Genomic DNA, 26,839 nt, shown 5'->3' with positions numbered 1-26,839 from the left:
GAAACCTCGGCCCCCAACGCCGTGCTGCGCCAGTTGGCCAAGTCCCAGATCACCTTGTCTTACCGCCTGGAAAAAGCCGACGGTTCCACCGACCTGCGCTCCAAAAGCCAATTCATCCGCGCCATCGGCGAAGTCCAGCGGCTGGGCGCGCCGATCGTGCTGGACGAGAATTCCGGCGCACTCGACCCCACACTGCCCCAAATCCGTCTCGAGATCCCCTTCGACAAATCCTTCGTCGAAGGCCACGTTCTCCAACCGGTCATGCTCGGCACCACGCCCGGCCTGAAGCCGTACCTGCCTCAGTTGCCAACCCGCCCCATCACCTACAACGACATCGTCGCGGCCAAACCGCTGTTGTACAACATCGACGGCAAACACCTGGCCCCGGTCGACGGCGGCACGGCGGAGTTCTACTACCAACTACTGATTCCGAGCGCAGTGCTCACCACGCTGGACAAGTACGCCGCCACCCGCGCCATTCGCGAGTCGATCCACAGCGACATCCTGCAAGTCGGCGAACCACGCCTGGAACTGCCACAGCCCAAGGTGGACGGCGTGGTGGACGGCGTCCTGCCCGCCGACACCGCCGGCACCACCCTGACGGTGATCTACAAGGAAACGGTCGAGGGCGATGAAGTATTCATGTTCTGGACAGGCTCGATCACCGGCGAATATACAGACAGAATCAAGCTGAACGAATTCACGGCCGGCAAGGAAGTGCCATTCACCATCCCGGCGGCGGTGATCAAGGGTAATGAAGGCGGAACGGTGACCGCCCGATACGAGATCAAACGCGCGGCGGGCTGGACCAGTTATGCCGAGCCGTTGACATTCGGCGTCGGGGTGGCGCTGGAAAATCCATTGCCTTTCCCGAGGATGCCACTCGCCAACGGTACGGGCGCGAGTGTGACGCTGGCACCTCTGAACGCTCAGACCGGAGCCAAGGTCATCGTTGCCTTTACGGGCATGAACGATAAACAAAACATCAAACTGACCATGACGGGCACGTCCGGCGCAGGCTCGCCGGAAATCCCCGCCAAACCGGGCGTCGCAAGCGGCAGCGTCGAGTTCCTGATTCCCGCCGAAGCCATTGCGGCCAACATCGGTAATGAAACCAAAACCTTCACACTCAGCTACGACGTCACGGCAGGCCAGACAATTCCATCCTTGCCTCTGACGGTCAGTGTCATGCCACTGCCTGCGACAGAGCTGGACAAAATCAGTATTGAGCAAGCCGATGGCACGGTGCTGGATCTATCGAAGGTGACGTCGGGCGCCACAGTGGTCGCTGGCGTCTGGGCATTCATTGCCGTCAATCAACGGGTCAAACTGGAACTCAAAGGTACCAAGAGCAACGGCGACGATTTCCATTTCGTACGATGGCAATGGCCGTCATCCTACGTTAATCAAAACTGGATCAATGCCAGTCGATATACCTACCAGGTGCCCTACGACCTCCTCAAGGATCTGGCCAATGACAGCAAGCTGGAACTGCATTTCAAGGCCGCGTTGACCTTGAGCCGTGTGGAGGAAGAGGCGATTTTAGCGCCCGTGAAAATTTATACGATCAAAGCCTACGAAACGATAGTGCCGACCCTCGACTCGGTAAAAGGCTCACCCAGCGGGGAGGAGATTCCTCACGGCGGCCCTACCGTAGAAACAGCCGTTACGCTGAGTGGGACGGCCACGCCTTACACAAAGATTGATCTGGCCAATAACGGCGTACTGATGCCGAATACTGAAATTCAAGTAGATCAAAAGGGAGAATGGACATTCCAACTGACCGGGCTGGTTGCCGGGACCACCTACAACCTGCGCGCCAAACGCAAGGACGGTCCCGTTTCCAATGCCCGCAACGTGGTGGTGGTCGCGCTGGTAGTGCCGACGCTGAACAATGTGCTGGATGACAAAGGGGTGGAGGTGCCAGAGGGTAAAACGACCGTCAGCACCGATCTGATACTTAAAGGCACAGCGAGCCTGGGTCAGAAGATCAACATCCGTGACGGCACCGGCTCCGGCTCAGCCACAAGGGGAACTGCGACCGCCCACCTTACGACAGGCATCTGGGAGTGTCCGATTACCGTGCCACTCGGTGTGCGGCGTTTGTACGCCGAGGCTTGTTATCCGAGTAAACCGTTGTATTCGAATGTGCGTAATTTGACCGTAACGGAAGCCACCGCTCCGACACTGACATCGGTCAAAGGCTCTCCCAGCGGTGTCGAAATCCCCCAAGGCGGGGTCACGGTGGAAACAGCCGTCACCCTGAGCGGCGTCGCGGCCAAAGGCCAGAAGGTCGAAATCTTTGACGGCACCGTCTCAAAAGGCCAGGCAACTGCACATGCCACAACCGGTGTCTGGACGCTGCTCATCAGTGCCCTGGCTGTGGCTGCACACAGCTTTACCGCCAAGGCTTTGTACGGCTCCGGCGCCGTGTCGGCCGCCAGAACACTGACCGTCACAGCCGCCACCGCACCCACTCTGACATCGGTCAAAGGCTCTCCCAGCGGTGTCGAAATCCCCCAAGGCGGGGTCACGGTGGAAACAGCCGTCACCCTGAGCGGCGTCGCGGCCAAAGGCCAGAAGGTCGAAATCTTTGACGGCACCGTCTCAAAAGGCCAGGCAACTGCACATGCCACAACCGGTGTCTGGACGTTGCTCATCAGTGCCTTGGCTGTGGCAGCACACAGCTTTACCGCCAAAGCTTTGTATGGGAGCAATCCTGTGTCGGCAGCACGGACCTTTACCGTGGTGGTGGCGACGGCCCCGACCATAACCTCTGTCAAAGGCACTCTCAGCGGCAGGGAAATTCCGCAGGGCGGGACAACAGCCGAACTGGCGGTGACCCTCAGAGGCATCGCTGCCAAGGGACTAAAAGTCGAGGTTTTCGATTATGCAGTGTCCCAAGGTGAAACAACCGCCGATGGTGCCACTGGTGAGTGGATCTTTAACGCAAGAAATCTCGGCAGGGTACAACATAGTTTCAAAGTAAAAGCAGTATATGGAACGAGGCCAGAATCAGCGCCTTGGAACTTTACAGTTCTAAAAGCCATACAAATTCCACAGGGAAGGCTATTAATCGGCCAGTCTATAAGTACTGAAACGTGTAGGATTACGTTTTTGACTCAAAGTCAAGCGAACTGTTATATAGAAAGCAAGTTGAACATTTTTCCGTATATACCCTCCACATCAGGATCAATCACGTATCAAGTCAACTTGATTGGCCAAACTACAGACCGAGTACATCTTAGGGCCTACCCGGGGAACATTGTTGGACCAACGACTATCACCATTGCTTTTCTTAATTCGTCCGGAGCAACATTGAAGACTACAAGTACGCCTGTTGAACCTTACGATTCACATTATATCGATTCAGGAAGACTACTAGAGATTGCGTCGATCAGGATAACTGTAACCGGTCAAGTTAATGTTGATTATTTTGAGTTCGGCAAGGTGCCATAGGCAGATTTTTTGCCCTCGCTTTCGGATAATTGCGGGAATAAGGAAAGAAAGGGGACGCATTTATTTACCAGCCCACCACTGAAAGCCGCACTCCTAGCAAAAGGAGTGCGATTTTTTAATTTCAATTCACAGCAATTGTTCACGTTTTCACCCGGACAATCGCCCGTTTTTTAACTTTTAAACTTTGGTGTTTAAAAGACACCTCCAGACACGCCTTCAAGGCTACAAATTCTTGCGCCATTGCCTACAGCTACGCCAGAATCCGCCGGCTTGTGCGCCTTGGGGGCGGGTTCTATTGTGGTCAGGTCGCTGACGAATCAGCGATCGGGTTTAGCGACCTGAATCTTTGTAGGCGCACCAGCGCTCCAAACTCGACTGTGGATGCTTATCTACAATTTGCGTTATGGCGGCTGTGCGCGGGAGACCTTCGGGTCTGCCGGGCGCCTACACCCGGTTCGCTAACCTGCGTCCAGCCGCCACCTTACCTGTTTAGCGACGGGTTTTAGCGGCTCCACCTTGTAGGAGCTTCACCATGATCAAACCAACACCCAACCCACCCGAAACCGACCCCACCTCCCCCTACGAATCCCTCGATTCAAAAAAGCTCAACGACGCCGCCGACCGCGCCCTCGATCACTACCTCTGCCCACCCGGCTCCACCCCGCCGCCACGCAAAACCCGCCGGATGTACGCCGTTACCGCAGATTTCAAAAACGAAGAACTGCTGGCCGATGCCAGCGAAACACTCGCTTCCGCCAGAACCATCGCCCATGACTTCGCCCACCTCATACCGGCGTCGCAGCGCAGGACGCTGTTGGGCATCGCGCAGCTGATCATGCTCGGCGAGCTGGCGGTTAATCGGGTGATGGATAATCTGGAGTTGCCGCAGTAGCGCGCCTCTGTGACACGCCTTGAGTGAGGCGCTGTGGCTGTCGACGAAGGCGTCTTCAAAGACTCCCATCGCTCGAGCAAGAAAAACAACCAACCGTTCGTCAGAAAACCCCATGCACCTGTCAGATCTGACAGGTGCGCAACCCCATCAACACAGGTTCAATCACTCCATCACCCGACCGGAGTGCATTGCGATGTTCGTCAACGATTCCTGGCCCGAATTCACCCTGAATCTCACTGCATTCGGCTGCACCGGTCGTCATCAAAAAACGCCTGAATGCTCTTCAAGAGGACTTGCCTGATGCCTTCTCACAAGCGTTTCCGCTTCCCTCCCCTGACGGAAGGCAACACCCCACTGGCGGTGCTGCGTCCCCTGCTGATTCCGGGGATGGTTGAGCCGGTGCAAGATGGCGATGGCGGGATCAGCATCAAGGTCGCCACCGATGACTCCGACGGCGTGCTGTGCGTCATCAATCCTTATCTGCCGACCATGAGCGAGGGTGACAAACTCGAGATTTATTGCAACGGCACGAGAGTGCGCGAACGATTCGTGGAGGCCGACGAAGTCAACCAGCGGGTGTTCTTTTATCTGCCGACGCCTGTCGAGTCGGGGTGGCTTGAAAACTGCCACTATGTGCTGACCCGCAAAGGCGAGACCGAAGCCGATCCGCCCTCGGTGGCCTTGCGGATATGGGTCAAGCTTTACAAGCCGGGAAATCGTGACAAGGAACCGCATTTGCCCGACGGCCACTCAGAGTTGAACATCGTGCAACTGCCGCCCGAGCTGGTCGATCAGGGCGTGATAGACGCCGAATGGGCCAAAAAAGGGGTACTGGCCACCATCCCTCATTATGTGTATTGCACGCGCAACGACAAGGTCCGTTTACAGCTTGGCGAATACCGGCTTCCTGCGCACCGCATCACGCCGGAGCAAGCCGAAGGCCAGCAGCCGATCGAAATCCTGATTGATCAGGACGCCATTCTCGGCGCCGGCGACGGTCTCAGACGGGAAATCAAATACGACATCAATGACGAAGTCTGGAACTGGGCCGACCGCCACTCCAAACGCACCTACATCGACGTTGACGCGGGTGGCTGGCGACTGGAGGCACCGATCTTCAGGGAAGCCCTCAACGGCGTCATTACCATCAGGGATTTGAACAAGCAGCCGGTGACGATTCAGATCCATGTCAGCAGCCAATACTTCGCTGTGGGCGACAGCGTGAAAATGACCTTCATCGGCACGCCGCCGGATAACGCTGAACCGCTCATCTGCAGCGAAACCCGCGACATCGATAACGTCCCTTCAGTGCTGGAAATCGAAGTGCCCTATGAGTTGATCAGGGACATCGCCCAAGGACGCGCCGATGCGTCTTATATTCTCTACAAAAAGGACGGTGGCGACCCGATATCTTCCAAGCGCGCTCTTGCCAGGGTAGACGGCGACGTCAACATGCTCCCCGAGCCGAGCATCCGCGAACTGCTCGGCGACACCCTCGAACCGGACGAGATCTACGCCACGGTCGACGTGCGCTACGCGATGAAAAATGGCGACCTGATCTGCCTGAGATGGTCTGGCATCAAGTCCAATGGCGATGACTATCTGCATGAAGTCCCGCATATCGTCAGCGACAACGAAGCCAGGGAAGGCCTGGTCACGGTCTACATCGATTCCCAGCACATCAGTGTGCTTGATAACGGCACGCTCGACCTTTCTTACGTGGTCGCGAACGATGCACCTGGCCTCCTCGACATCAGAGAGTCCGAGCGGTTGCTGGCCAAGGTCGGGAAGGTCCGCGCGACACTGCCGGCCCCCGAAGTGGAAGAGGCCGATCCGCCGGGGGATGTGCTGGATCCGTCCAAGGTGTTCGAGAGGGTGCATGTGTGGATCAGCGAGGCGAAGACCCTGAAGGGGGATGTTCTTACCTATTACTGGCGCAGTCCCAATCCCTTCGCCAGCACCAGTGACTGGTTGCCCATCACCACCGTGACCGAAGGTCAACCTGTGCGTTTTCCGGTGGACGCTGAATTCGTGACGCCCAACATTGGCCAGTATGTGAAAGTGCGCTACTCGGTGTTGCGGGCGTCGAACAAACAATACGAGCACTCGGCCACGCTCAATTTGCTCATAGGCGAACTGGTCGGTGAGTTGCCGCCGCCCGAGGTGGTCCAGGCACCCGACAAGACGCTCAACCCAATGGATGGGTTGAGCGGCGTGGACATCAACGCCAGTTACTCCAGCATGAACCCTGACCGGGACATGATCCGTTTGAAGTGGTCAGGAACGCCCGGCGCGGGCACCTCTGATGATCTGGAGTTGCCCGGCAGCCCCACAGGCACCGTTCAATTCCATTTACCCGCTTCAGTGGTTGGCGCCAATATTGCGAGAACGGTGTCGGTTGAATACGAAGTAACCCGCTATACCCTCACCACGCCCTCGCAAGTGCTCGACTTGTATGTTTCAGACTTCCAGGACCCTGAAAACGAACTGCCCCACCCGCAAGTACTCCAGGCACAGGACAACGTTCTGGATCTGATGACATTCAGCGGCGATGCCAAAGCTGTCCTCGCTATCTGGCCCTACATTGCCCTGAAACAGCGTCTGTGGTTCTACCTGACAGGACAAACAAGTTCAGGCGCGTCCCATACGATCCCGCTAATCACCGGCCAGGAAATAACCCCGACCCAAGTCAGCAACGGCCTCAACGAAAACTTGCTCAGAAGCGAGCTGATGAAACTGGGCCACTCCACACCCGCCAACGTGATCTGCAAAGTGGCATTCGATGGCAGTGAAAAAGAGGACACTGCCTGCGTATTTCCACAGTTGCCCCTGATCATCAGAACCCGCTACGACTACGTGCAACCGGCCATCACCGGGGTGACGGACTCACGGGGCGAAGTGGAAGAGGACGGCAAAACCCGCGACGAAAAAGTCACCGTCACCGGTACCGCCACACGCGGTGAAACGGTCGAGCTGTTCGATGGGCCAACGACATCGATGGGCACGGCACTGGTGGACGCCGACAGCACCTGGCGGCGTGAGATCGGCCCGTTGACCGAGAAGTCTTACCGCATCAGCGCCAAGGCCCTTTATGACGCCGACCCGGTGTCCAGCGATCCCCGCACATTCACCGTGAAATTCGCACAGACCCCGGAGATTCTCTCGGTCACCGATTCACGGGGGGACGTCGCCCATGGGGCAACCACCTATGACAACAGTGTACTGGTGGCCGGCAGCGCGACGCCAAACCTGCAGATCAAATTGCTGGAGAACACACAGCCGCTCATTACACTTGACGTCGACGATAAGGGTAACTGGAACCACCGCATCAACGATCTGAAAGTTCGCTCCTACAGCCTCACTGCCGAGGCGTTGTACGAGATTGACCCTGCGACCAGTCCGCCGCGGAATTTCGTCGTGGCGCAAGCGGTCACGCCGACGATCTCTCGCGTGAGTGACCTGCGCGGTGAGGTCGCCGCCAATGGTACGACCTACTACCGGACCGTCACCCTGACGGGCAAGGCCAGTCCAAACGAAAAAATCATCCTGCTCAATGCCGGTGCGGCCGTCGATACGGTGGATGTCAACGCCAGCGGCGATTGGCAATATGTTTTCAGCAGCCTGAACCTGACCACTTACCGCCTGACCGCGCGAGGCGATTACGGCAGTAACCCGGAGTCCAGCCCTCCCCGGGTCTTTACGGTTGCAGCCTTTATTTCACCGACGATTACCACGGTCACCGACTCGATCGGCACGGTGGGACAGAACGAAACGACCTATGACACCGCTGTGACCGTCAAAGGCGAAGCCACCCCGCGCGAGCAGATCCAGATGTACGACAATGGCGCCCCCGTTGGTACACCGATCAGCGTCAATGCCGACAAACAATGGACAACGTCTGTCACCGGTCTGGCCATCCGCTCGCAAAGCCTGAAGGCCAAGGCCTTGTATGACGCGATTCCGGTGGAAAGCCCGGCGAGAGACTTCAAGGTCGCCGCCCACATCGCGCCGACGCTGACGTCTGTGCATGATGGCCTCATTGAAATCGCTAACGGCGGAACAACCAAAAGGACCTCGGTCACCTTGCGTGGCAAGGTGACGCCCAACCGTGAAGTCCAGGTCTACGACAACAACAATCCAAAGCACACGGTGAGAGCGAACGGCGACGCGTGGAGTACCACGCTGGCGGTGGGTGTGGGTAATCATTCTATAAAAGTAAAAGCAGTCAGCACCGGCCAGGAATCTCAGCCGCCTCGTGCCTTCACGGTACTGCCGGTGATACCGCCGCTGAACTTCAATACAAATCACGAAACCTTGAGCGGCAGGATTTATCTCATTCCGGGGAGCTCAGTATTGCCAGCCTTCGGCCCAGGCACTTCGGTGCCCCACCAGGCAAGTGGTGGCCAACCTCCTTACGTTTATAGCTCTAGTAATGGCAACGTTGCTGCCGTGGATTCGCAGAGTGGACTCGTCACTGCGCGAGGTAACGGCAGTGCAACGATTTCGGTAAGGGATCAGGCAGGACAAGGGAAAAGCTATTCGGTGTCGGTAACAGGGGTGACGCAATGTTACGGATTAAGCGCAAACTGGTTGTCCAGGGTAGGTGATGAGGCAAAAAGTCGAGGGTTGAGGTTGCCTTCAATGGCCGAGTTACGGGCAATAAGCAGTTCTTTTGGCAATCGTTGGCCATTGGGTAATTCATTCTATTGGTCTAATGAGTCGAGACTTTATTGGCCCAACCCCAACCCGTTCTATTACTGTAGAAATCTGGTTACAGGGGAAGAGAAAACGATTATGAACCTGAGTGTGGTGCCCGGAGTGGGCATCACACCTTGAGCATTTCAAATGTGGGACCGTATACCTGCCAACAAAAAATCCCCTGCCAAACCCGATGAAGGCGCGCCATTGCGCCAAGGATGAGTCCTTCCCCCATGCTGGCGGCAGCATTGGACAGCGGATGGCTTCGGCACCAGGTAAAACCATTAACACAAATGACAAGGCCGCTGCTCCTCGACAGAACAGCGGCCGTTAAGGTATCTCGCTGATTACGAGACACTTTCCCTGTACCAAACAGTAGTTAAAAGCTGTACCGCCATCCCAGATTCACACCGTAAGGCTGCTCAATATGCTCCCCTTTGGCATAGTCCAGATCGACATGCACCTGCCACTTCTCCGATAGGGCCACCGCCACCCCCGCACCAAACTCCGCCCGAGAACCCGACAAGTCATTGTTGAACACGTTGTTGTTGACCTTCACTTCGTTGTTCGAAGCGAACTCATGAGCAATTGCCGCGCGCACATAAGGCTGAGCGACAGCGCCGTTACCAAAACCGAAGTTGCGCCCGACCGTGGCCCCGGCCTTGCCGAGCAGTGAGCGCATGCGATCACTGTCGGCGTCCATGTCGTTGTCCAGCGTGTAGTGTTTGCCCTGGATCTGCACGGCCGACAGTTGCGCGAACGGTTCGACGAAGTAGTCGTTGGCCAGTTTGATATGCCGACCGAACTCGGCGGAACCGCCTACACCCCAGTTGTCGTAATCACCTTTGGTGCGGCTGCCGTCGCTCAGGTTGACCTTGGACTCGTTGCGAAAACGGTTGAACTTGAGCACGCCGTCAAAGTAGTAACCGGTATCACTGTCGAGCCAGGTGAGATAAGGCCCGACGTAGTAGCTTTTCACCGTACCCGAAGTACCACGATTCAGATCCAGATCGGACTCACTCGTGCCGGCGAGCACCCCGACCAGCACCTGGCTTTCACCCAGTCGAGCGTCGGCGCCAAGGGACAAACCCTGTTGCGTCTGCTGATAACCCACGCCCGAGCCATCGGCAACGTTGTACTTGTTGCCGTAGGTGCGGATCCAGCCGCCGGCCTGGCCACCGTTGAAACGCAATTCGCCCATGCGGCTGCGCAACGAACTCAACTCGCCGTACCACACGGTCGGAGCTGTGTTGAACAAGGCCAGTACCGAGCGCGCGCCGGGGCTGATGACTTCGGTGGTCGGGTCGAGAAACCACTCCTTCGCTCCCCCCTCGATTTCCCGACTGGCCAGGCTGTAAGACCATGTGCCGACATCAACCCGTTGATCGCCGGCCAAGGCAAAATTCGCACCGTCGAGGGTGCCGGTACGCACCAGCGTCAACGCCTGCGGTGAAGCGGCGTCCAGGCCAGAGGCCGCAACCGCCAGCGCAAAGTCCCCCGCCGAAGCACCGATGACATTGAGAAAATCATGCTCACCGCTGGCGAAATCGCCCTTCATCGCAAAGGTCCCATTGCCGGAAAGTGAGCCGACATTGAGCGTGTAATACGTACCGGGAGCGTCCTGGGCGCCAAAGGTGACGGTGCCACCGTTCATGCCCAGTGCACCGATCGAATCGTTGCCGGTGAGTGTCCAGTTGGAGTTGCTGTTGACGTTCACGCTGTCGACCTGATCGAGACGACCGGTTAACTGCGAATGATTTTCCAATGTGACACCCGCCGTTGAGCTGCCATCGACGATGACATCACCGACCATGTGGCCGTGATTGAAAGACAGATTGGCGAGGCTGTTATCGGTGACATTGATGTTGCCTTCCAACATGCTGTCAGCCACCGTCATCGTTGCAGTGGAAGCGCCTTGCACGTCAAGCAGTACACCGTTGCCGGCAAGCAGGCGGGTGAAATTCAGCACGTTGATCTGTGCCGTAACCCCTCCAGTAGCAAGAATGGCTGCACCCGCCACCCCTCGAACCTCAACATTATCCAGCGTTACGTTGGCGCCGCTGCCAATGCCCTCGCCGTCGGGACGCAAGCGAATACCGCTCATGCCTCCGGTGATGCTACCGCCCTTGGCCCTGACTTCGGCACCGAACGAATTCAAGCCGAAGCTGTTTGCGCCGGTACCGGTCAGGTGCGTATCAGTCAATTGGATGTCAGTGCCGCCGCCGGTTTCGATTCCGGCGATCTGTCCGGTAATCCGGCTGCCAGTGATCACGGCAGTCGAACCGGTGGTTGTACCCGTCGCCCGGGCGATCGACATGCCCATTCGGGTACCGGTCACAATGGCGTCGCTCACATTGGCACTGGCATTGATCAGACTAATCCCAGCGTTGCCCGAACGCCCGGCATATGTCCCCCCCACCGCATTCAATTGCGAACCGGTGGTGATCAAGACTTCGTAAGTATTCGCATCATTGGCGTTCAATACACCACCATCGCGGGCGCGATAGTTGTCCTGTGCCGTTGTTTGATCGATGCTCAGCGTTTCTCCCGCCTCAATGGACGTCAAGGCGAAGACCAATGGGCTTGCGGAGAAGACCGGCACGAAGGCCAGCCAGGCCAAGCGATTTTTTGACATTAAACATGGATACCGACCTGGACAAACGCCCATACAAACTCCTTCGACTTTTAGCGGATATGTTTTCAGAAAAACAAGATTGGTCCGCGCGCACGGTACAGGAGCTATTCATTTTATTCTGTAGGATAACTCCTGCTTTTCCACGGAATTCATTACCGTACATGCCGCAGCAAAAGAACACGGGGGAAATATCCCCCGTGTTCTTCCATTATGCTTCCTAAGTACCCGGACAGAATGTCCCTGCATTATCAACCACAATTACCCTGACGTCGTGATCCTTGGAGTTATGAGTACGGCCATCAATTTCGGCTGTATATGAAATGACTCCGCGCCCATCCCTGATGGGTCTGAGGGCAGCATTGAAGGGCAGGTAAACTTCAAACCCCGCTATATGTTCATTGCCCTGCAACGTCTTGCTAAACGGGTAATCAGGAATATCGGCCCCTCCTGGAAGCGGTGTTCCTTTCCATACGAAGTCCAGTTTCAAATCAGCAACGAGTGAACCACCTCCAGGGATACGGACAACCGCGGCCTTACCTACCACCGGAATATCGCGAAGAGAAGAACAGTTCAAATACAAATTACCAGCCGGATTTGTATAAAGATTCTGAATGACAGGAGCGGGCAAATCCACTGGAATAACGTACGCATCTACCGGGGTCGGCAAGGATGGGTTCACATTGCTGCCATTTGCCGGATTGGTGATGATGTAGCGGGCTATCTTTATGCCGTTTTTAGCGGCCTCAAATACATCAGACGGTAGTTTGAACGGTATCTTGAAATCATCAGCCTCACCACCGACAACCGTATAACGACCGTCTGGAGCTGGAACTATATTACCGTCATACATCAAATCAAAAACATCCCCGATTTCTAATGTCGTGGTATCAGGAATAGTCAAGTCAATGTCGATCACGGTACCAACGTCAGCTTCCACCAAAGTGTTATCAGCCGTTGACCCTTTGACTACCAAGGCAACCAGGTTCGGATTACCTTTTTCCGGATCGGGTTCGGGGTTGGCAGGACCAGGGATCGACAGATCGACGTTGATGTCCGCCCCTGTCGGTTCCGGAAACGGGTTGTTGTTTCGCATGATCGCGTAAGTCACCCTCACAGGCTTAGGACCATCACCGCCGTCTGCGACATCTCTGAACGGTACGTCGACAATAACTTCGGTGGTGCCATCCGTCGGCTTGTCGGGCTGCACCTTCCCGTTGAAGGTGACTCGGGCTACATCGTTCGGCTGACCGCCTCTGAATGTCGGAATGACCACGGCGACATCGGGAAAGGCATCCTTCAAATCGACAACGCCGTCGTCGTTTTCCGGTACCTCGGGGGGTTGCAATCCACTGGGTGCCGGTGTCAGTCGAACATCGAATTGAAACGGTTTGGAAGAGGGCCCGACGTTGCCGACGCGATCTTCAAACTTGCAGTAAAAGATAAACGGTCCCTCGCCCCACGTTTCAATATTGGCTTTCGGGATAACCAGTTTAATCGGCGCAGTTGAATCCGTATCGACGATAAAGGTGTCCACGAGTATCCCTGGGTCACTTTTCCCATAGTAACCGCTATAAATATCCCCCTCCTTGACATCGTCAGGCCTCGGAATTTCCATCGTAACGTCACCCAGAGCATCCAGGATTTCCCGCGTCAACAAACCGTTAACAATCTCCGCCGGTGGTACTGCTTCACCTCCGGGCGCACCGTGATTAGGTGCGACAGTATCAATGAAAAATTCAAAAGTATCAGACGTATTAGAATTACCACCGTATTCAACTTTATATGTCAAGCGAAACGGACCGGGAGTTGCAGTCTCTTTCGCCGGCAAAATCATCTCGAAAGGTGAAGGTGGCGGAATAGGAACTGGTAACCAAGCCGACACTACTACCTCATCTTTTTGCAATGCAACAAATGTGTCACCGGCGCTTGAACCCGGCGGCACAACCATACCGGTAATAGTTACCTTGCAATCCGTCCCCTGCCGCGCCGCCTGCAGTTTCTTTACATTATCTCCCGGCAAAGCCGGGAGTAAGTTTTCAACTTCAGGAGCGGTACCTGATCGGGTACTCAGCGCCTGACGCAAATCAAACAATTTTTTACGGGCAAGCTCCGCCTTGGATGGTACTTTCAAGTTACTCATTTTCAATTCTCCTGATCTATGGACGCACCGATCCTCCACTCCCACTGCAAACTTCCAGAGCGATACCGGCTATTAACCGCATTACACAGTTGTTAAATATTTCAGTTCTCTTCGCACAAATCATTAGTGGGCGAACATACTGCGCCACTGGGCAAGGTGCGATTGATGATCACGATTTCCCTCTCGGATATCCCCCGGCCGCCCTTGCTTTTTTTCAGCCGGTAAAAAACCAGCGCAGAACCGTCGTCGACCATGGGCGCAATCAACCCGTCGTAATCCTCGACGACGATATCGATGTCTTCACCCGGGCGCAGTGTCGTGAGTTCTTTTTCGATTTCCGCGTAGGTACCTTCGATGGGGTCGCTGCCGTTGAGCCCGGTGCTGCCTTGCCAGACCAGCGTCAGCGTGTCGCCCTCCTCGATCTGCGGGTCAGCTTTGATTCTTACCGTGACGCCCTCCCAGAGCCTCGGGCGTGCGCAGCAGTCCAGTACGCCGTTCTTGTTAGCATGCGGGAAGACCGGCTCCTTCAACCCCCCGATCACGACAATGGAAACAGCCACCCGGGTCAGTAACGACTGCTGCTGATTCACGCCGTTGCCGGTGGTGTACCAAACCGGCAAAGCAGGGTTCTCTTTGTCGGTATCGATAACGTGCCAAGGAACGGAAAACTTGATGGGCTGACCAGCAACATCGCCTGATTTCACCTCATAAAACGCAACTGCGCCGGGGTAACTTCCCCAGTACAGCTCCAACAGCTGTCCCTGCTCGGGTGCATCGTACAGAGACAGCAACACGCGGGCCGGCAGACCAAAATCATCCGTTAACAGGGTGTTCAGGGTTTGGCTGTTTTCGCCGAACACTTCGACCAACGCAAGATCTTCATTGATCAACGCCGGCGCCTTGGCATGATCCTGACCTGCCAGCGTCAGGTTAACTGCCACCGAAATGTCTGGCGAGGGTGGCCCATAGGCTGTTCCCTGACGAATCTTGTAATAGATTTTGGCCCGCAAAGGCCCGTCGCCCTTGGCCTGCAAGATCGGCCATGGCACAGGGACCGACATAGGAAAGGCAGAGGGATCGACAGGCACTTCAGTGAGTGGCGTGTCGTCCCAGAAAACCGCCAGCCAATGGCCGGGATCGGCAAAGTCGTATTCATCGACTTGCACAACGACACCGTCACGGGCTTGCTGGCGATCGACCAGCCCCCGGGGTGACAGCGGCACTCGAGGTGGCAGCAGTGCCCCTGGTGCAGGCGACAAGTCAACTTCAATAGAGGAAAGATAGGAATTCGGTCCTTCGTTTCCGGCCCTGTCTCTCAGATGGTAATAAAAATAACGTGTACCAGAGCCCCAGTATCGAATTTCATCGGCATACACAGTGATGCGCAAACGTCGGTTAGCGACATCTTCAGCGCTGAACTCCTGCTCGCGGATCGGTTTTTCAGAGTCCGGCGGGATGGCTTCGCTGGTCCAGTAATAGGGTGCGCGATCCAGCGCCTCGACATCGGTGTACCAAGGCACCAGCACACTGACCTCCCCCTCCTGAGTCAGGAAGGTTTCAGTGATGGTGCCATTCAACTCGGGGGGAAACTCGGCCGCAGCCGGCTTGTTTCCGAAGTTGGGTTTGGTGGTGTCGATGGTCAGGGTTTTGCGCGGGCCTTCATTCGGGTTGCTTCCGTAGATCGAGATCTGGATTGCGACTTCGTAGACACCTTCTGACAGTAATTCGCTAGGCACTTTCAGGGTTTGCGGAAACGCAATGGGATCATTGGTCGGATACCAGCGGTCATCGACCCTCCTGAACTCTCCGTTTTTGGACATGAAGCCCAATTCGACCAGATCCGACTCGTCCGGCGCAGGACCTTGTTCAAAATCCATGAACGTCACGATCAGGTCATCACCCAGCGCTGTGAGCGGCAAAAGACCCTTGGGATCAGCCGGATCAAGAACGGCCGGTACCGTGACTTCGACCGACCGGCTCAAGAGATCCGGTGCAAGTTGCTCTGGCTGACCAGCCGGTTTTTCGCGCTTTGCCATTCCAGCCTTCCTCTATGGATAACGGCGCTGCGCGGTGCATGCGCTGCGGGGATGGCTTCATTAGATGCGGCTGGGATGATCCTGCCTACTGTCAGAAATTACAGGTACCGCTACCGCTCGTCGGAATCAGTGTTTGAACACGAGGAAATTAAACAGCGGCGTTTATCAAAAACGTACGGACACGAATCGAACTACGCCAGCATCTGCCGGGAGTTATTCGGAGTCAGATCTGGCGCTTTCGCGAGCAGGCTCCCACAGTTGAACGCGCTCCAATGTGGGAGCGAGCCTGCTCGCGAAGACTGACGAAAGAACAACGCCCTGCCTCCAGGCAGAAAAAACCCGCCGTCCCGGTTGAACGGGGCGGCGGGTTTCGTCGTTTCAGGCGTCGCCTACACCGTATCCACCTTCAACGAATGATCATTCAGCATGCCGCTGATGATCGTCGCCGTGTCATGCCCACCGGCAACCACCCCGCCCGCCCCAGGCGTCACGCCGTAATGGCTGGCGAGGTTGACGCCGGCCAGGTCAATGGTCTGGTTCGGCGTAGCACCGGCCATCGCGCTGACGTCGATGCTGGTGAGCACCGAGGCGCCGCTGCCGGTAACGGTGAAGTGCAGGTAGTCATCCAGTGAGGCGGTGGTGCCGTTTTCACCTTGCAGCAGTTGCGACAGGTCGAGCTTGTCGGTGCCTGGGGTGAAGTCGGTGATCAGGTCGTGGCCGCTGTTGCCCTTGAGCCACTGGAAGGTGTCGGCCCCTGCCCCGCCGGTCAGGGTGTTGTTGCCCATGCCGCCGATCAGCAGGTCATCACCGCCGCCACCGTTGAGGATGTCGTTACCCAGGCCACCGTTGATCACGTTGTTATTGTTGTCGCCGGTCAGGGTGTCGTTGAAGTTCGAGCCGACAAGGTTCTCGATCCCGGTCAGGGTGTCAGTGCCGGCGCCGAGGGTGTTTTGCGCACCGAGCAGGCCGAGGTTGACGGTGACGGCAGCCGTGGCGTGGGCGTAGCTGGCGGTGTCGCTGCCAGTGCCGCCGTCGAGCAAATCGTTGCCCGGACCGCTGTAGAGCAAGTCGTTACCGGCGCCGCCGTGCAGCTCGTTATTGCCTGAGCCTGCGGTCAGCACATCGTTGCCGTCGCCGGCGTTGATGATGTTGTCGCCGCTGCCGGCCACCAGCACGTCATCCCCCGCTGTGCCGGTGAGGGTGTGGCCGTCCTGATAGCTGATGCTGACGTTGGCGGTGTCGCTGCCGCCATGGTTGTCGTTGGCGGTGTAGCTGCCGTGGAAGTCCGGGGTGATGTCATGCGCCCCGGCGTAGTTGAGGGTCATGGTCAGCTGATAGTTTTCCGCCGCGTTGGGGTTACCGCCGCCGGTGGGGTTGGTGATGTTGGTGATGTGGATCTGATAGACGCCATCGGCCGACGCGGTGAGGGTTTGCCCATCCGCCAGCGCGATGTAGGCGCCACCGTTGATCGAGTACTCCATGCTGACTTGACCGGCCGCCAGGTTGTGATCGAGGTTGAGGGTTTCGCCCTGGCGCAGGTTGACGGTGATGCGGTCTTCGTCGTTGGCGTTGCTGTTGGTCACTGCGCCGAGATAGCCGCTGACCACCAGCAAGGCAGTCATGGTCGCAGCGTTGGCGCTGAACGAACTGCGCACGTTGGCCAGATTCTGGTTGGCAGTAGTGTTGACGTTGGTGCCGGTGAAGTTGATCGCCCCGGTGCCAGTGAAGTCCGCCGCTTTCGAGATCCAGCCGGTATTGAAACTGGTGGGCGTGGCGTTGAGGGTATCGCCGTTGGGGTCGGTGTCGTTGGCCAGCAGCAGTTCGCCCGGCACCACGATGTTGCCCGAGAGCACGTTGGTGATGACGTGGTCATCCACCGCCACCGGCGGCGCGTTGGGAATCACTTTAACGGTCAGCGTCGAACTGGCGAGATCGCCGTCGTTGTCGCTGACGGTAAAGCCGATGTTTTCGGTGATGACCACCGCCGTGGTTTTCTGCGAGGTGTAGGTGTAGTCGCCGCTGTCGAGGTTGACCACCAATGTGCCGCCGTTATTGGTGGCGATGCTCAGCGTGTTGTTCACGGTGTTGAACGTCCCGTGATTGGTGCCACCGCTTGGCGTCAGCGAGCCTTGGCCGCTGAGGGCTTTCGGATCGTAGGTGTAAGTGGTGCCGTCGACCACGATGGACTTGATGAAACCGCCATCGGCGCCGAAGGTGCCGCCCTCGCCCAGCAACGAACCGGTGACCGGTGCGCCCTGTACGGTGCCTGACAGCACCGAGTTCAGTTGGTTGAGATCGGTGACCACCACCGCATTGGTGTTGGTGTGGCTGATGCCGTCATAGGCCAGCGGGTCGAGGTTGGCGTTGCTCACGCCGCTGCCGAGGCCGATCGCGTAGTTCTTGATGTTGTTGGCATCGAGGAAGTTTTTCAGCGCGGCTTCATCAGCGGCGTTGATGTCGCCTTCGTTGGGTTTGCCGTCGGAGAAGAAGTAACCGACGTTCTGCGCCCCGGTGAGTTTTCCCGAGGTGTTGAACGCGGTTTGCATCACCGCTACCGCGGCGTCGTAGTTGGTGCCACCACCCGCCGTCAGGCCGGCGAGAATCGTCTTCGCGGTCGCCACATCGACCCATACCGAGGTTCGGTCAGTAGCGTTGCTGCTGAAAGTGACGAGCTGGACTTTGACATCCCCGAGGTCGTCGTACTTGTCGAGCAAGGCGCTGATCGCCTGCTTGGCCAGGGCCAACCGCGACAGGCCCGGCACACCGGAGGCATCGGCCATACTGCCGGAGATATCGAGGACGATAAGCAGGTTGGAATCGATCTCCACCGCCGCCACCGAACGATCCGAGGCCACCGCTTTTGGCACGTCATCGACGATGTTCACCACAAGGGTGCTGGTGGTGCTATTGCCCAGTGCGTCAGTGGCTTTGTAGGTGAAGCTTTCGCTGAGGGTGTTCGCCCCGTCGTTGGCGCTCGGCGAGGTTTTCGGCGCCGAGGTCAGCGTGTAGGTGTAGGTGCCGTCGGCGTTGAGCTGAATCTGCCCGTAAGTACCAGTGGCGCTGCCAACCAGGGTGTAGGTGATCGAGCCCGTGCCGCCGGTGACCGCGCCGACCAGCGTGCCGGTGGCGGTTTCGCCGGTGTTGCTCGGGTCGCTGCCGGTGACCGTACCGGGGGCCAGATCCGCGCCGTCCTTGCTCAGGTCGAGGGCTTTTTCATAGACCGTCACGTCCTGATCGACCGAGGCCACCAGTTTGCTGTCGGCGACGTTGATGGTGATGGTCGTGGTGCTTTCATCGCCGTCGCTGTCGCGAATGGTGTAGGTGAAGGTGTCGGTAGCGCCCGGTGGACTCACCGAGTTCGGATTGCTGTGATAGACGGCGTTGCCCGCCGCATCGAGGGTCAGGTAACCGAAGTTGCCATTGATGTTGCTGTTGAGACCGCCGATGGCCGAGGTGCCGGTATTGCTGCCGGCACGCACACCGACCACCGTGGCCGCGCCATCGGCACCACTGATGTCATTACCGAGCACGCTGACGTTGACCGTACCGCCCTCCGCCACCGAACCGGTGTCGGGTTTGGCGGTCGGCAGGTCATCGACGATGTTGACGTTGATCTGACCGTTAGCGGTGCTGCCATCGGTGTCGGTGGCCACCACATTGAAGTTCTCGGTGAGGCTGTTGGCACCGTTGGCGTTCGGGTGGATTTCGTTTTCGACCAGGGTGTAGCTGTAACTGACCACGCCGGTAGCCGGGTTGTAACCGGTGACGGTGAAGGTGCTGCCCAGCGGCGAAACCACCGATTGCGGGAAGCCTGCGGCGACACCGTTGGTGACCACGGCAATGCCACCGACGGTGAGGGTTTGCAGGCCATCGAGCGCGGTCACGGTGAAGGTGCCGCTCTGGGTCAGTGCCGGAGTGTCGGGGCTGGTGCCGTCGCTGAGGTTTTTCTCGTAGACGGTGAGTTCGCCGCCATTGACGTCGAGGCCGTTGAGCAGCACCGGATCGTCATTGTTGTGGATGTTCAGCACCAGGTTGGCAGTGCTGGTGTCGCCGTCGGCATCGGTCAGGGTGTAGGTGAACGTCTCGGTGCCATTGCCGCCGCCGTGCAGTGCTTTGAAGTCGGTGTCGTTGCCGTCCAGCGTGTAGGTGTAGGTGCCGTTGGCGTTGAGCACCAAGGTGCCGTAAGTCCCGACGATAGTGGCGGGGGTGATCGGGCCGGCATTCGGCCCGGTCGCGACCACATCGGCGCCTTGCACATCATTGGTCAGCACATTGCCGGTCAAGGTCAGTTGGGTTTCCGAGGCGCTGTTGGCGTTGCTGTCGTTCACAGCTTTTGGCACGTCATCGACGATGCTGACGACAAGGGTGCTGGTGACGATGTTGCCCAGCGAATCGGTGGCCTGATAGGTGAAGGTTTCGGTCAGGCTGTTGGCGCCATCGTCGGCATGCGGCGTGGTGCTCGCCGGCGAGGTCAGCGTGTAGGTGTAAGTGCCATTGGGGTTGAGGACGATTTGCCCGTAGTTGCCGGTGGCGCTGCCAACCAGCGCATAACTGATCGCACCGACTGCCCCGGTGACCGAGCCGACCAGCGTGCCAGACGCGGTTTCGCCGGTGCTGGTCGGGTCGCTGCCGGTAACCGTACCGGGCGCCAGATCCGCGCCGTCCTTGGTCAGGTCCAGCGCTTTCTCGAAGACGGTGACGTCGGTGTCGCTGGTCGCGCACAGCTTGCTGTTGGCGACATCGATAGTGATGGTGGTGGTGCTTTCATCCCCGTCGGCATCGCGCACGGTGTAGGTGAAGACATCCACTGCGCCCGGGCCGTTCACGACGTTGGGATTGCTGTGGTAGACGGCGTTGCCGTTGGCGTCCAGGGTCAGGTAGCCGTAGGTGCCGTTGATGTTGCTGTTGAGGCCGCCGATGGCCGAAGTCGAGGTGTCGGCGCCGGCGCGCACGCCGACCACTGCGCCGGTCACGGCTGGGCCGTCAGCGCCACCGATATCGTTGTCCAGAACATTACCGCTGACCGTGCCGCCCTCCGCCACCGATGCGGCGTCAGGATGGGCGCTCGGCAAATCATCGACGATGTTGACGTTGATCTGGCCGTTGGCGGTGCTGCCATCGGTGTCCGTCGCCACCACGTTGAAGTTCTCGGTGATGCTGTTGGCGCCGTTGGCGTTTGGATGAGTTTCGTTGTCGACCAAGGTGTAGCTGTAACTGACCACGCCGGTGGCGGGGTTGTAACCGGTGATGGTCAACGTGCTGCCGAGCGGCGTGACGGTCGATTGCGGGAAGCCTGCGGCCACGCCACCGGTGACCACGCTGATGCCGCCCACGGTCAGGGTTTGCAGACCGTCGAGGGCGGTGACGGTGAAAGTGCCGCTCTGGGTCAGCGCCGGGGTGTCGGGGCTGGTGCCGTCGCTGAGGTTTTTCTCGTAGACGGTGAGTTCGCCGCCATTGACGTCAAGGCCGTTGAGATAGACCTGATCGTCATTGTTGTGGATGTTCAGCACCAGGTTCGCGGTGCTGGTATCGCCGTCGGAATCGGTGATGGTGTAGGCGAAGGTTTCTGTGCCGTTGCCGCCGCCGTGGAGGTTTTTGAAGTCGGCGTCATTGGTGTTCAGCGTGTAGGTATACGTGCCGTTGGCGTTGAGTACCAAGGTGCCGTAAGTCCCGGTGAAAGTGCCCGGGGTTACCGGACCGGTCGGTACGCGATCGGCGCCTTGCACATCGTTGGTCAGCACGTTGCCATTCAGGGTCAGCAGGGTTTCCGAGGCGGTGCCGGCATTGCTGTCATCCACGGCTTTGGGCAGGTCGTCGACGATGTTCACGTCGAGAGTGGCATTGGCGGTGGTGCCGTTGTCATCGACCACGGTGACGGCGAACTGCTCTGGCAGATTGTTCGCGCCGTTGGCGTTGGGATGCGCTTCGTTGTCGGCAAGGGTGTAGCTGTAGCTGACCACGCCGGTGGTGGCGTTGAAACCGGTGATGGTCAGCGTGCTGCCGAGCGGAGTGGTGACCGATTGTGGAAATCCGGCAGCCACGCCGTTGGTGACTACAGCGATGCCGCCGACAGTCAGGGTCGTCACGCCATCGAGTGCAGTGATGGTGAAGGTGCCGCTTTGGCTCAGCGCGGTGGCGTCCGGTGCGCTGCCGTCAGTGAGGTTTTTCTCGTAGACGGTGAGTTCACCGCCATTCACGTCGAGGCCGTTGATGATCACCGGATCGTCGTTGTTATGGATCTGCAGAACGAGGTTGGCGGTGCTGGTATCGCCGTCCGAATCGGTGATGGTGTAGGCGAAGGTTTCCGTGCCGTTGCCGCCACCGTGCAGGTTTTTGAAGTCGGCGTCGTTGGTGTTCAGCGTGTAGGTGTAGGTGCCATTGGCGTTCAGCACCAAGGTGCCGTAAGTCCCGGTGAAAGTGCCCGGGGTTACCGGACCGGTCGGTACGCGATCGGCGCCTTGCACATCGTTGGTCAGCACGTTGCCATTCAGGGTCAGCAAGGTTTCCGACGCGGTGCTGGTGTTGCTGTCATCCACGGCTTTTGGCAGGTCGTCGACGATGTTGATGTCGAGGGTGGCATTGGCGGTGGTGCCATTGTCATCGACCACGGTGACGGCGAACTGCTCAGGCAGATTGTTCGCGCCGTTGGCGGTGGGATGCGCTTCGTTGTCGACCAGGGTGTAGCTGTAGCTGACCACGCCGGTGGTGGCGTTGAAACCGGTGATGGTCAGCGTGCTGCCCAACGGGGTTGTGATCGATTGCGGGAAGCCTGCGGCCACGCCATTGGTGACAACGGCGATGCCGCCGACAGTCAGCGTTGTGACGCCATCGAGTGCAGTGATGGTGAACGTACCGCTCTGCGTCAGCGCAGTGGAATCCGGCGTGCTGCCGTCGCTGAGGTTTTTTTCGTAAACGGTGAGTTCACCGCCATTGACGTCAAGGCCGTTGATGATCACCGGATCATCATTGTTGTGGATCTGCAAGACGAGGTTGGCGGTGCTGGTATCACCGTCGGAATCGGTGATGGTGTAGGCGAAGGTTTCCGTGCCATTGCCGCCGCCGTGGAGGTTTTTGAAGTCGGCGTCGTTGGTGTTCAGCGTGTAGGTGTAGGTGCCATTGGCGTTGAGAACCAAAGTGCCGTAAGTCCCGGTGAATGTTCCGGCGGTGATCGGCCCGGCACTTTCATTGGTCACCACGCGGTCGGCGCCCTGCACATCGTTGGTCAGCACGTTCCCTGTCAGTGTCAGTTGCGTTTCAGACGCCGTACCATTGCTGTCATCAAAGGCTTTGGGCACGTCGTCGGTGATGTTCACGTCGAGCGTGCCGTTGGCAGTGGTGCCGTTATCGTCGAACACGGTGACGGCGAATTGCTCTGGCAGATTGTTCGCGCCGTTGGCGGTGGGATGCGCTTCGTTGTCGACCAGGGTGTAGCTGTAACTGACCACGCCGGTGGTGGCGTTGAAACCGGTGATGGTCAGCGTGCTGCCCAACGGGGTTGTGATCGATTGCGGGAAGCCTGCGGCCACGCCATTGGTGACAACGGCGATGCCGCCGACAGTCAGCGTTGTGACGCCATCGAGTGCAGTGATGGTGAAGGTGCCGCTCTGGGTCAGCGCGGTAGCATCCGGTGTGCTGCCGTCACTGAGGTTTTTCTCGTAAACCGTCAGCTCGCCGCCTTCGACATTCAAGCCATTGATAACCACCGGATCATCATTGTTGTGGATCTGCAGGACGAGGTTGGCGGTGCTGGTATCACCGTCGGAATCGGTGATGGTGTAGGCGAAGGTTTCCGTGCCATTGCCGCCACCGTGCAGGTTTTTGAAGTCCGCGTCATTGGTGTTTAGCGTGTAGGTGTAAGTGCCGTTGGCGTTCAACACCAAGGTGCCATAAGTTCCGGTGAACGTGCCCGGGGTTACCGGTCCGCTTGGTACGCGATCCGCACCTTGCACATCGTTGGTCAGAACGTTGCCGGTCAGCGTCAGTTGGGTCTCTGACGCCGTGCCATTGCTGTCATCGAACGCTTTCGGGACGTCGTCGGTGATATTGACGTCGAGCGTACCGGTCGCGGTGTCGCCATTGCTGTCACCGGCAATCACCGTGAACTGTTCGCTGAGATTGTTCGCGCCATCGCCGGCCGCGTGGCTTTCATTGCCGTTGAGGGTGTAGCTGTAAGTGACCACGCCAGTCGCCGGGTTGTAGCCGGTGATGGTCAGGGTGTTGCCCAGTTGCGAGGTGATCGATTGCGGGAAGCCGATCGGCACACCACCGACGATAACGTTGATGCCGCCGATGCTCAGGCTGGTCAATCCGTCCGGCGCCGACACCGTGAAGGTGCCGCTTTGCGTCAGTGCCCCCGGGTTGGCCGACGAACCGTCAGGCAGATTGGCTTCACTGAGATTCAGTTCGCCGCCCGCCACATTCAGGCCAGTGAGGGTCACCGGATTGTTCACCGGTGGCGGCACCACGACAGCCGGGGTGTCATCGCCGTTGTCGATCACCGCGTTGTGGCGTTCTTCAGGGAATTCGGGAATACCGCCGAAACCGGCGGTGGGGAAACCGATGATCGGGTCAACGCGTCCACCGACTTCCGTCAGCAGGACAAAACTGTGGCCGCCGCCCGCCTCTCCCGGTGCGCCACCCGGGGCATTCGGACCGGCCGCGGTGGCTTCAGCGGTTTTGCTCGGATCGTCACCGGCAGCGATGGCTTTCTGGATCTGCTCGACGTCGGTCAATTGCGCGTCGCTCGGGGTCACGGCCTCCGCGGCATTGACATGCGCCGCCTGACCCCCCAGCAGTTCACCGGTCATGGTCATGCTGCTGCCGCGTCCGAGGGTCAGTTCCTGGCCGTTTTGCAGCTTCACCGCCACCGCGCCTTCCGCGCCAGTGATCAGTTGATCACCTGCTACCAGGCGATCCCCCTCAACCAGTACGCGTTTATTACCGTCGGCTGACTGGGCGAAAACCTGGCCAATGACTTTAGTGACTATCCCGATGAGCGTTGCCATGTGAAATCCTCCGCTGCCGACCACCGTCGGCACTGGTAAGCGAAGCAGCCCATGGCTCAATCGGGTTGTCGGAGGGGACGCTCGCACCCTCGACAGTTCGTTTCGCAGGTGGCTTCTTTCGGAAACATCAGTGCTATCAAGCACTTCCGCATCCTGATCAAAGCCATACGCCCACTAACGCTACGTAACGCTGATGAATCACTCGAGTGACAAAAATCTGTCGCCCCTCAGCCGCTACGCGTCCCTCCCCTTCAGCAGTACTTCGCCGTATGTCGCAAAGTGAGTGGAACTTTCCTCAAGCCTTTTTGCGCTCCCTAAAGCGCATAAAACAAAGGCTTTCATGCTGAACAATGTGCCGGTTTTTACAAAGCGCATAAGTTTTTTTCGGCATAAGCCTTATGAAAATTTTTTCTTAGCTACGCTTCAGGATGTTCTTAGCTCTGTTGTTACAAGAGTGAAACGCTTAGACCTAAAAATATCGTCAAATATTTGGCGACAGTAACACACCATCAGGACTCAGGGAGATGCACCCATGCGCGTTCTAACCCCCCTCTGCAGCGCGGTTTTGCTGGCCATGGCTTGCACTTCTCAAGCCCAGGCCATGAACCTTACCGAGGCTATTCAAAGCACCATCGCCACGCACCCGGAACTGGCCTCGCGCGTGGACGCCCGCCTGTCGGCTGATGAACAAGTCAAAGTGGCCAAGGGTGGCTTCTATCCGTCCGTCGATTTGAACGCCGCGTATGGCCGTGGCTACAGCGACAACACCAACACCCGGGCTTTCGGTAATCACCACACCGAAATCCTCAATTACACCCAGTCCGAGCTGCGTCTGCGGCAGATGCTGTTCGACGGTTTCAACACCGCCAACGAAGTCGAGCGCACCAAAGGCGTGTCCAATTCGCGCGCGTATTACGCGCAAGGCACCGCCCAGGATCTGGCCCTGCGCACCATCGAGGTCTACCTCGAAGTGCTCAAGCGTCGCGAACTGGTGACCTTGGCCAAGAACAACCTGCAGGCGCATTTGCGCGTCAATGACCAGATCGGCCTGCGCACCGAGCGTGGCGTCGGCAGCACCGCGGACTCGGATCAATCGGTCGCACGTAAAGCGCTGGCGCAAAACAACCTCGACACCGCCGAAGTCGATCTGGCCGACGCTGAATCGAATTTCTACAGCGTGGTCGGGCGCATGCCCGATGAGCTGGAAACCCCGGCCTCGACCCGTGGCGAATTGCCGACCAGCCTGCCGGAAGCGCAGCAGAGCATGGTCGAGAACAACCCGTACCTGAAATCCGCGCAGGCTGACGTGCAATCGGCCGAGAGCCAGTACGAAGTCGCCAAGTCGCCGTTCTATCCGCGTTTCGATGCTGAGGCGGCCGTCGGCGCGAACAACAACGTGCAGGGCGATGAAGGCCACGACAACGAATGGCGCGTGGGTGTGGTGATGAACTACAACCTGTTCCGTGGCGGCAGCGACAAGGCACGACTGGCCTCCGATGCGCACCAGATCAACCAGGCGATGGACATCCGCAACAACGCCCTGCGTCAGTTGAACGAGAACATTCACCTGGCGTGGAACGCCATGGTCAACGCGAAGAAGCAGACCCCGACTGCCCGCGAATACGCGGAAACCACCAAACGCGTACGCGCGGCTTATCAGGATCAGTTCGGCCTTGGCCAACGGACTTTGCTCGACCTGCTCGACAGTGAAAACGAGCTGTACAACGCCAACCGTCGCTACACCGAAATCCGCTACACCGAGGAATATTCGATGTACCGCGTGCTGGCGAACATGGGCCAGTTGCTGAGCAAACAGCGGGTGGTGCTGCCAGCCGATGCGATCGCCGCGACCGAAGTCAAAAACGAAGCGCGCCTGCCCGAGCTGAAATAAGTCCACTGTTGATCGTTCCCACGCTCTGCGTGGGAATGCCTCAATGGACGCTCTGCGTCCGCTTTGGGACGCGGAGCGTCCCG

8 protein-coding genes are annotated in these 26,839 nt (G+C 58.1%); 4 read left to right on the top strand and 4 right to left on the bottom strand.

Annotation, left to right across the window (positions count from 1 at the left end):
- Window positions 1–21 precede the first annotated feature (21 nt).
- The 3 genes from M5G26_RS03410 (at window position 22) to M5G26_RS03400 (ending at window position 9,187) form a co-directional block, all read left to right on the top strand.
- On the top strand, window positions 22–3,459 hold the full coding sequence (locus M5G26_RS03410) for a hypothetical protein (RefSeq protein ID WP_273914444.1): 3,438 nt from the start codon (window positions 22–24) through the stop codon (window positions 3,457–3,459).
- 532 nt (window positions 3,460–3,991) lie between these two features.
- Complete coding sequence (locus M5G26_RS03405; RefSeq protein WP_273914443.1) at window positions 3,992–4,351, top strand: DUF6124 family protein; 360 nt, start codon at window positions 3,992–3,994, stop codon at window positions 4,349–4,351.
- 300 nt (window positions 4,352–4,651) lie between these two features.
- Window positions 4,652–9,187, top strand: a complete 4,536-nt coding sequence (locus tag M5G26_RS03400; protein ID WP_273914442.1) for an Ig-like domain-containing protein — start codon at window positions 4,652–4,654, stop codon at window positions 9,185–9,187.
- A gap of 241 nt (window positions 9,188–9,428) precedes the next feature.
- On the opposite strand, the gene M5G26_RS03395 is transcribed toward M5G26_RS03400, so the two are convergent.
- From M5G26_RS03395 to M5G26_RS03380, 4 genes are all read right to left on the bottom strand, one after another.
- Window positions 9,429–11,684 carry an autotransporter outer membrane beta-barrel domain-containing protein gene (locus M5G26_RS03395; RefSeq protein WP_273914441.1) on the bottom strand — a complete coding sequence of 752 codons (2,256 nt, stop codon included), beginning with the start codon at window positions 11,682–11,684 and terminating at the stop codon, window positions 9,429–9,431.
- 217 nt (window positions 11,685–11,901) lie between these two features.
- Window positions 11,902–13,824: a hypothetical protein gene (locus M5G26_RS03390; RefSeq protein ID WP_273914440.1), complete on the bottom strand. Its 1,923-nt coding sequence runs from the start codon at window positions 13,822–13,824 to the stop codon at window positions 11,902–11,904.
- Between the two features lie 101 nt (window positions 13,825–13,925).
- A complete protein-coding gene (locus M5G26_RS03385) occupies window positions 13,926–15,860 on the bottom strand; it encodes a hypothetical protein (protein WP_273914439.1) in 1,935 nt (644 codons plus the stop codon).
- Window positions 15,861–16,249: 389 nt separating this feature from the next.
- Window positions 16,250–24,865 carry a retention module-containing protein gene (locus tag M5G26_RS03380; RefSeq protein WP_273914438.1) on the bottom strand — a complete coding sequence of 2,872 codons (8,616 nt, stop codon included), beginning with the start codon at window positions 24,863–24,865 and terminating at the stop codon, window positions 16,250–16,252.
- A 532-nt stretch (window positions 24,866–25,397) separates the two neighbouring features.
- Between M5G26_RS03380 and M5G26_RS03375 the strand changes: the two genes are divergently transcribed.
- On the top strand, window positions 25,398–26,756 hold the full coding sequence (locus M5G26_RS03375) for a TolC family outer membrane protein (protein ID WP_064388304.1): 1,359 nt from the start codon (window positions 25,398–25,400) through the stop codon (window positions 26,754–26,756).
- Window positions 26,757–26,839 lie beyond the last annotated feature (83 nt).

This window comes from Pseudomonas sp. TNT2022 ID642 (assembly GCF_028656995.1).
Taxonomy (GTDB): Bacteria; Pseudomonadota; Gammaproteobacteria; order Pseudomonadales; family Pseudomonadaceae; genus Aquipseudomonas.
The sequence above is the reverse complement of the archived record's forward strand: the minus strand, read 5'-3'. Positions and strand labels throughout refer to the sequence as shown.

Excerpts from the sequence above, each read along its gene's own strand:
- M5G26_RS03385 (WP_273914439.1), bottom strand. The coding sequence starts at position 15,860 with ATGGCAAAGCGCGAAAAACCGGCTGGTCAGCCAGAGCAACTTGCACCG.
- M5G26_RS03395 (WP_273914441.1), bottom strand. The coding sequence starts at position 11,684 with ATGTCAAAAAATCGCTTGGCCTGGCTGGCCTTCGTGCCGGTCTTCTCC.
- M5G26_RS03405 (WP_273914443.1), top strand. The coding sequence starts at position 3,992 with ATGATCAAACCAACACCCAACCCACCCGAAACCGACCCCACCTCCCCC.
- M5G26_RS03375 (WP_064388304.1), top strand. The coding sequence starts at position 25,398 with ATGCGCGTTCTAACCCCCCTCTGCAGCGCGGTTTTGCTGGCCATGGCT.
- M5G26_RS03390 (WP_273914440.1), bottom strand. The coding sequence starts at position 13,824 with ATGAGTAACTTGAAAGTACCATCCAAGGCGGAGCTTGCCCGTAAAAAA.
- M5G26_RS03400 (WP_273914442.1), top strand. The coding sequence starts at position 4,652 with ATGCCTTCTCACAAGCGTTTCCGCTTCCCTCCCCTGACGGAAGGCAAC.
- M5G26_RS03380 (WP_273914438.1), bottom strand. The coding sequence starts at position 24,865 with ATGGCAACGCTCATCGGGATAGTCACTAAAGTCATTGGCCAGGTTTTC.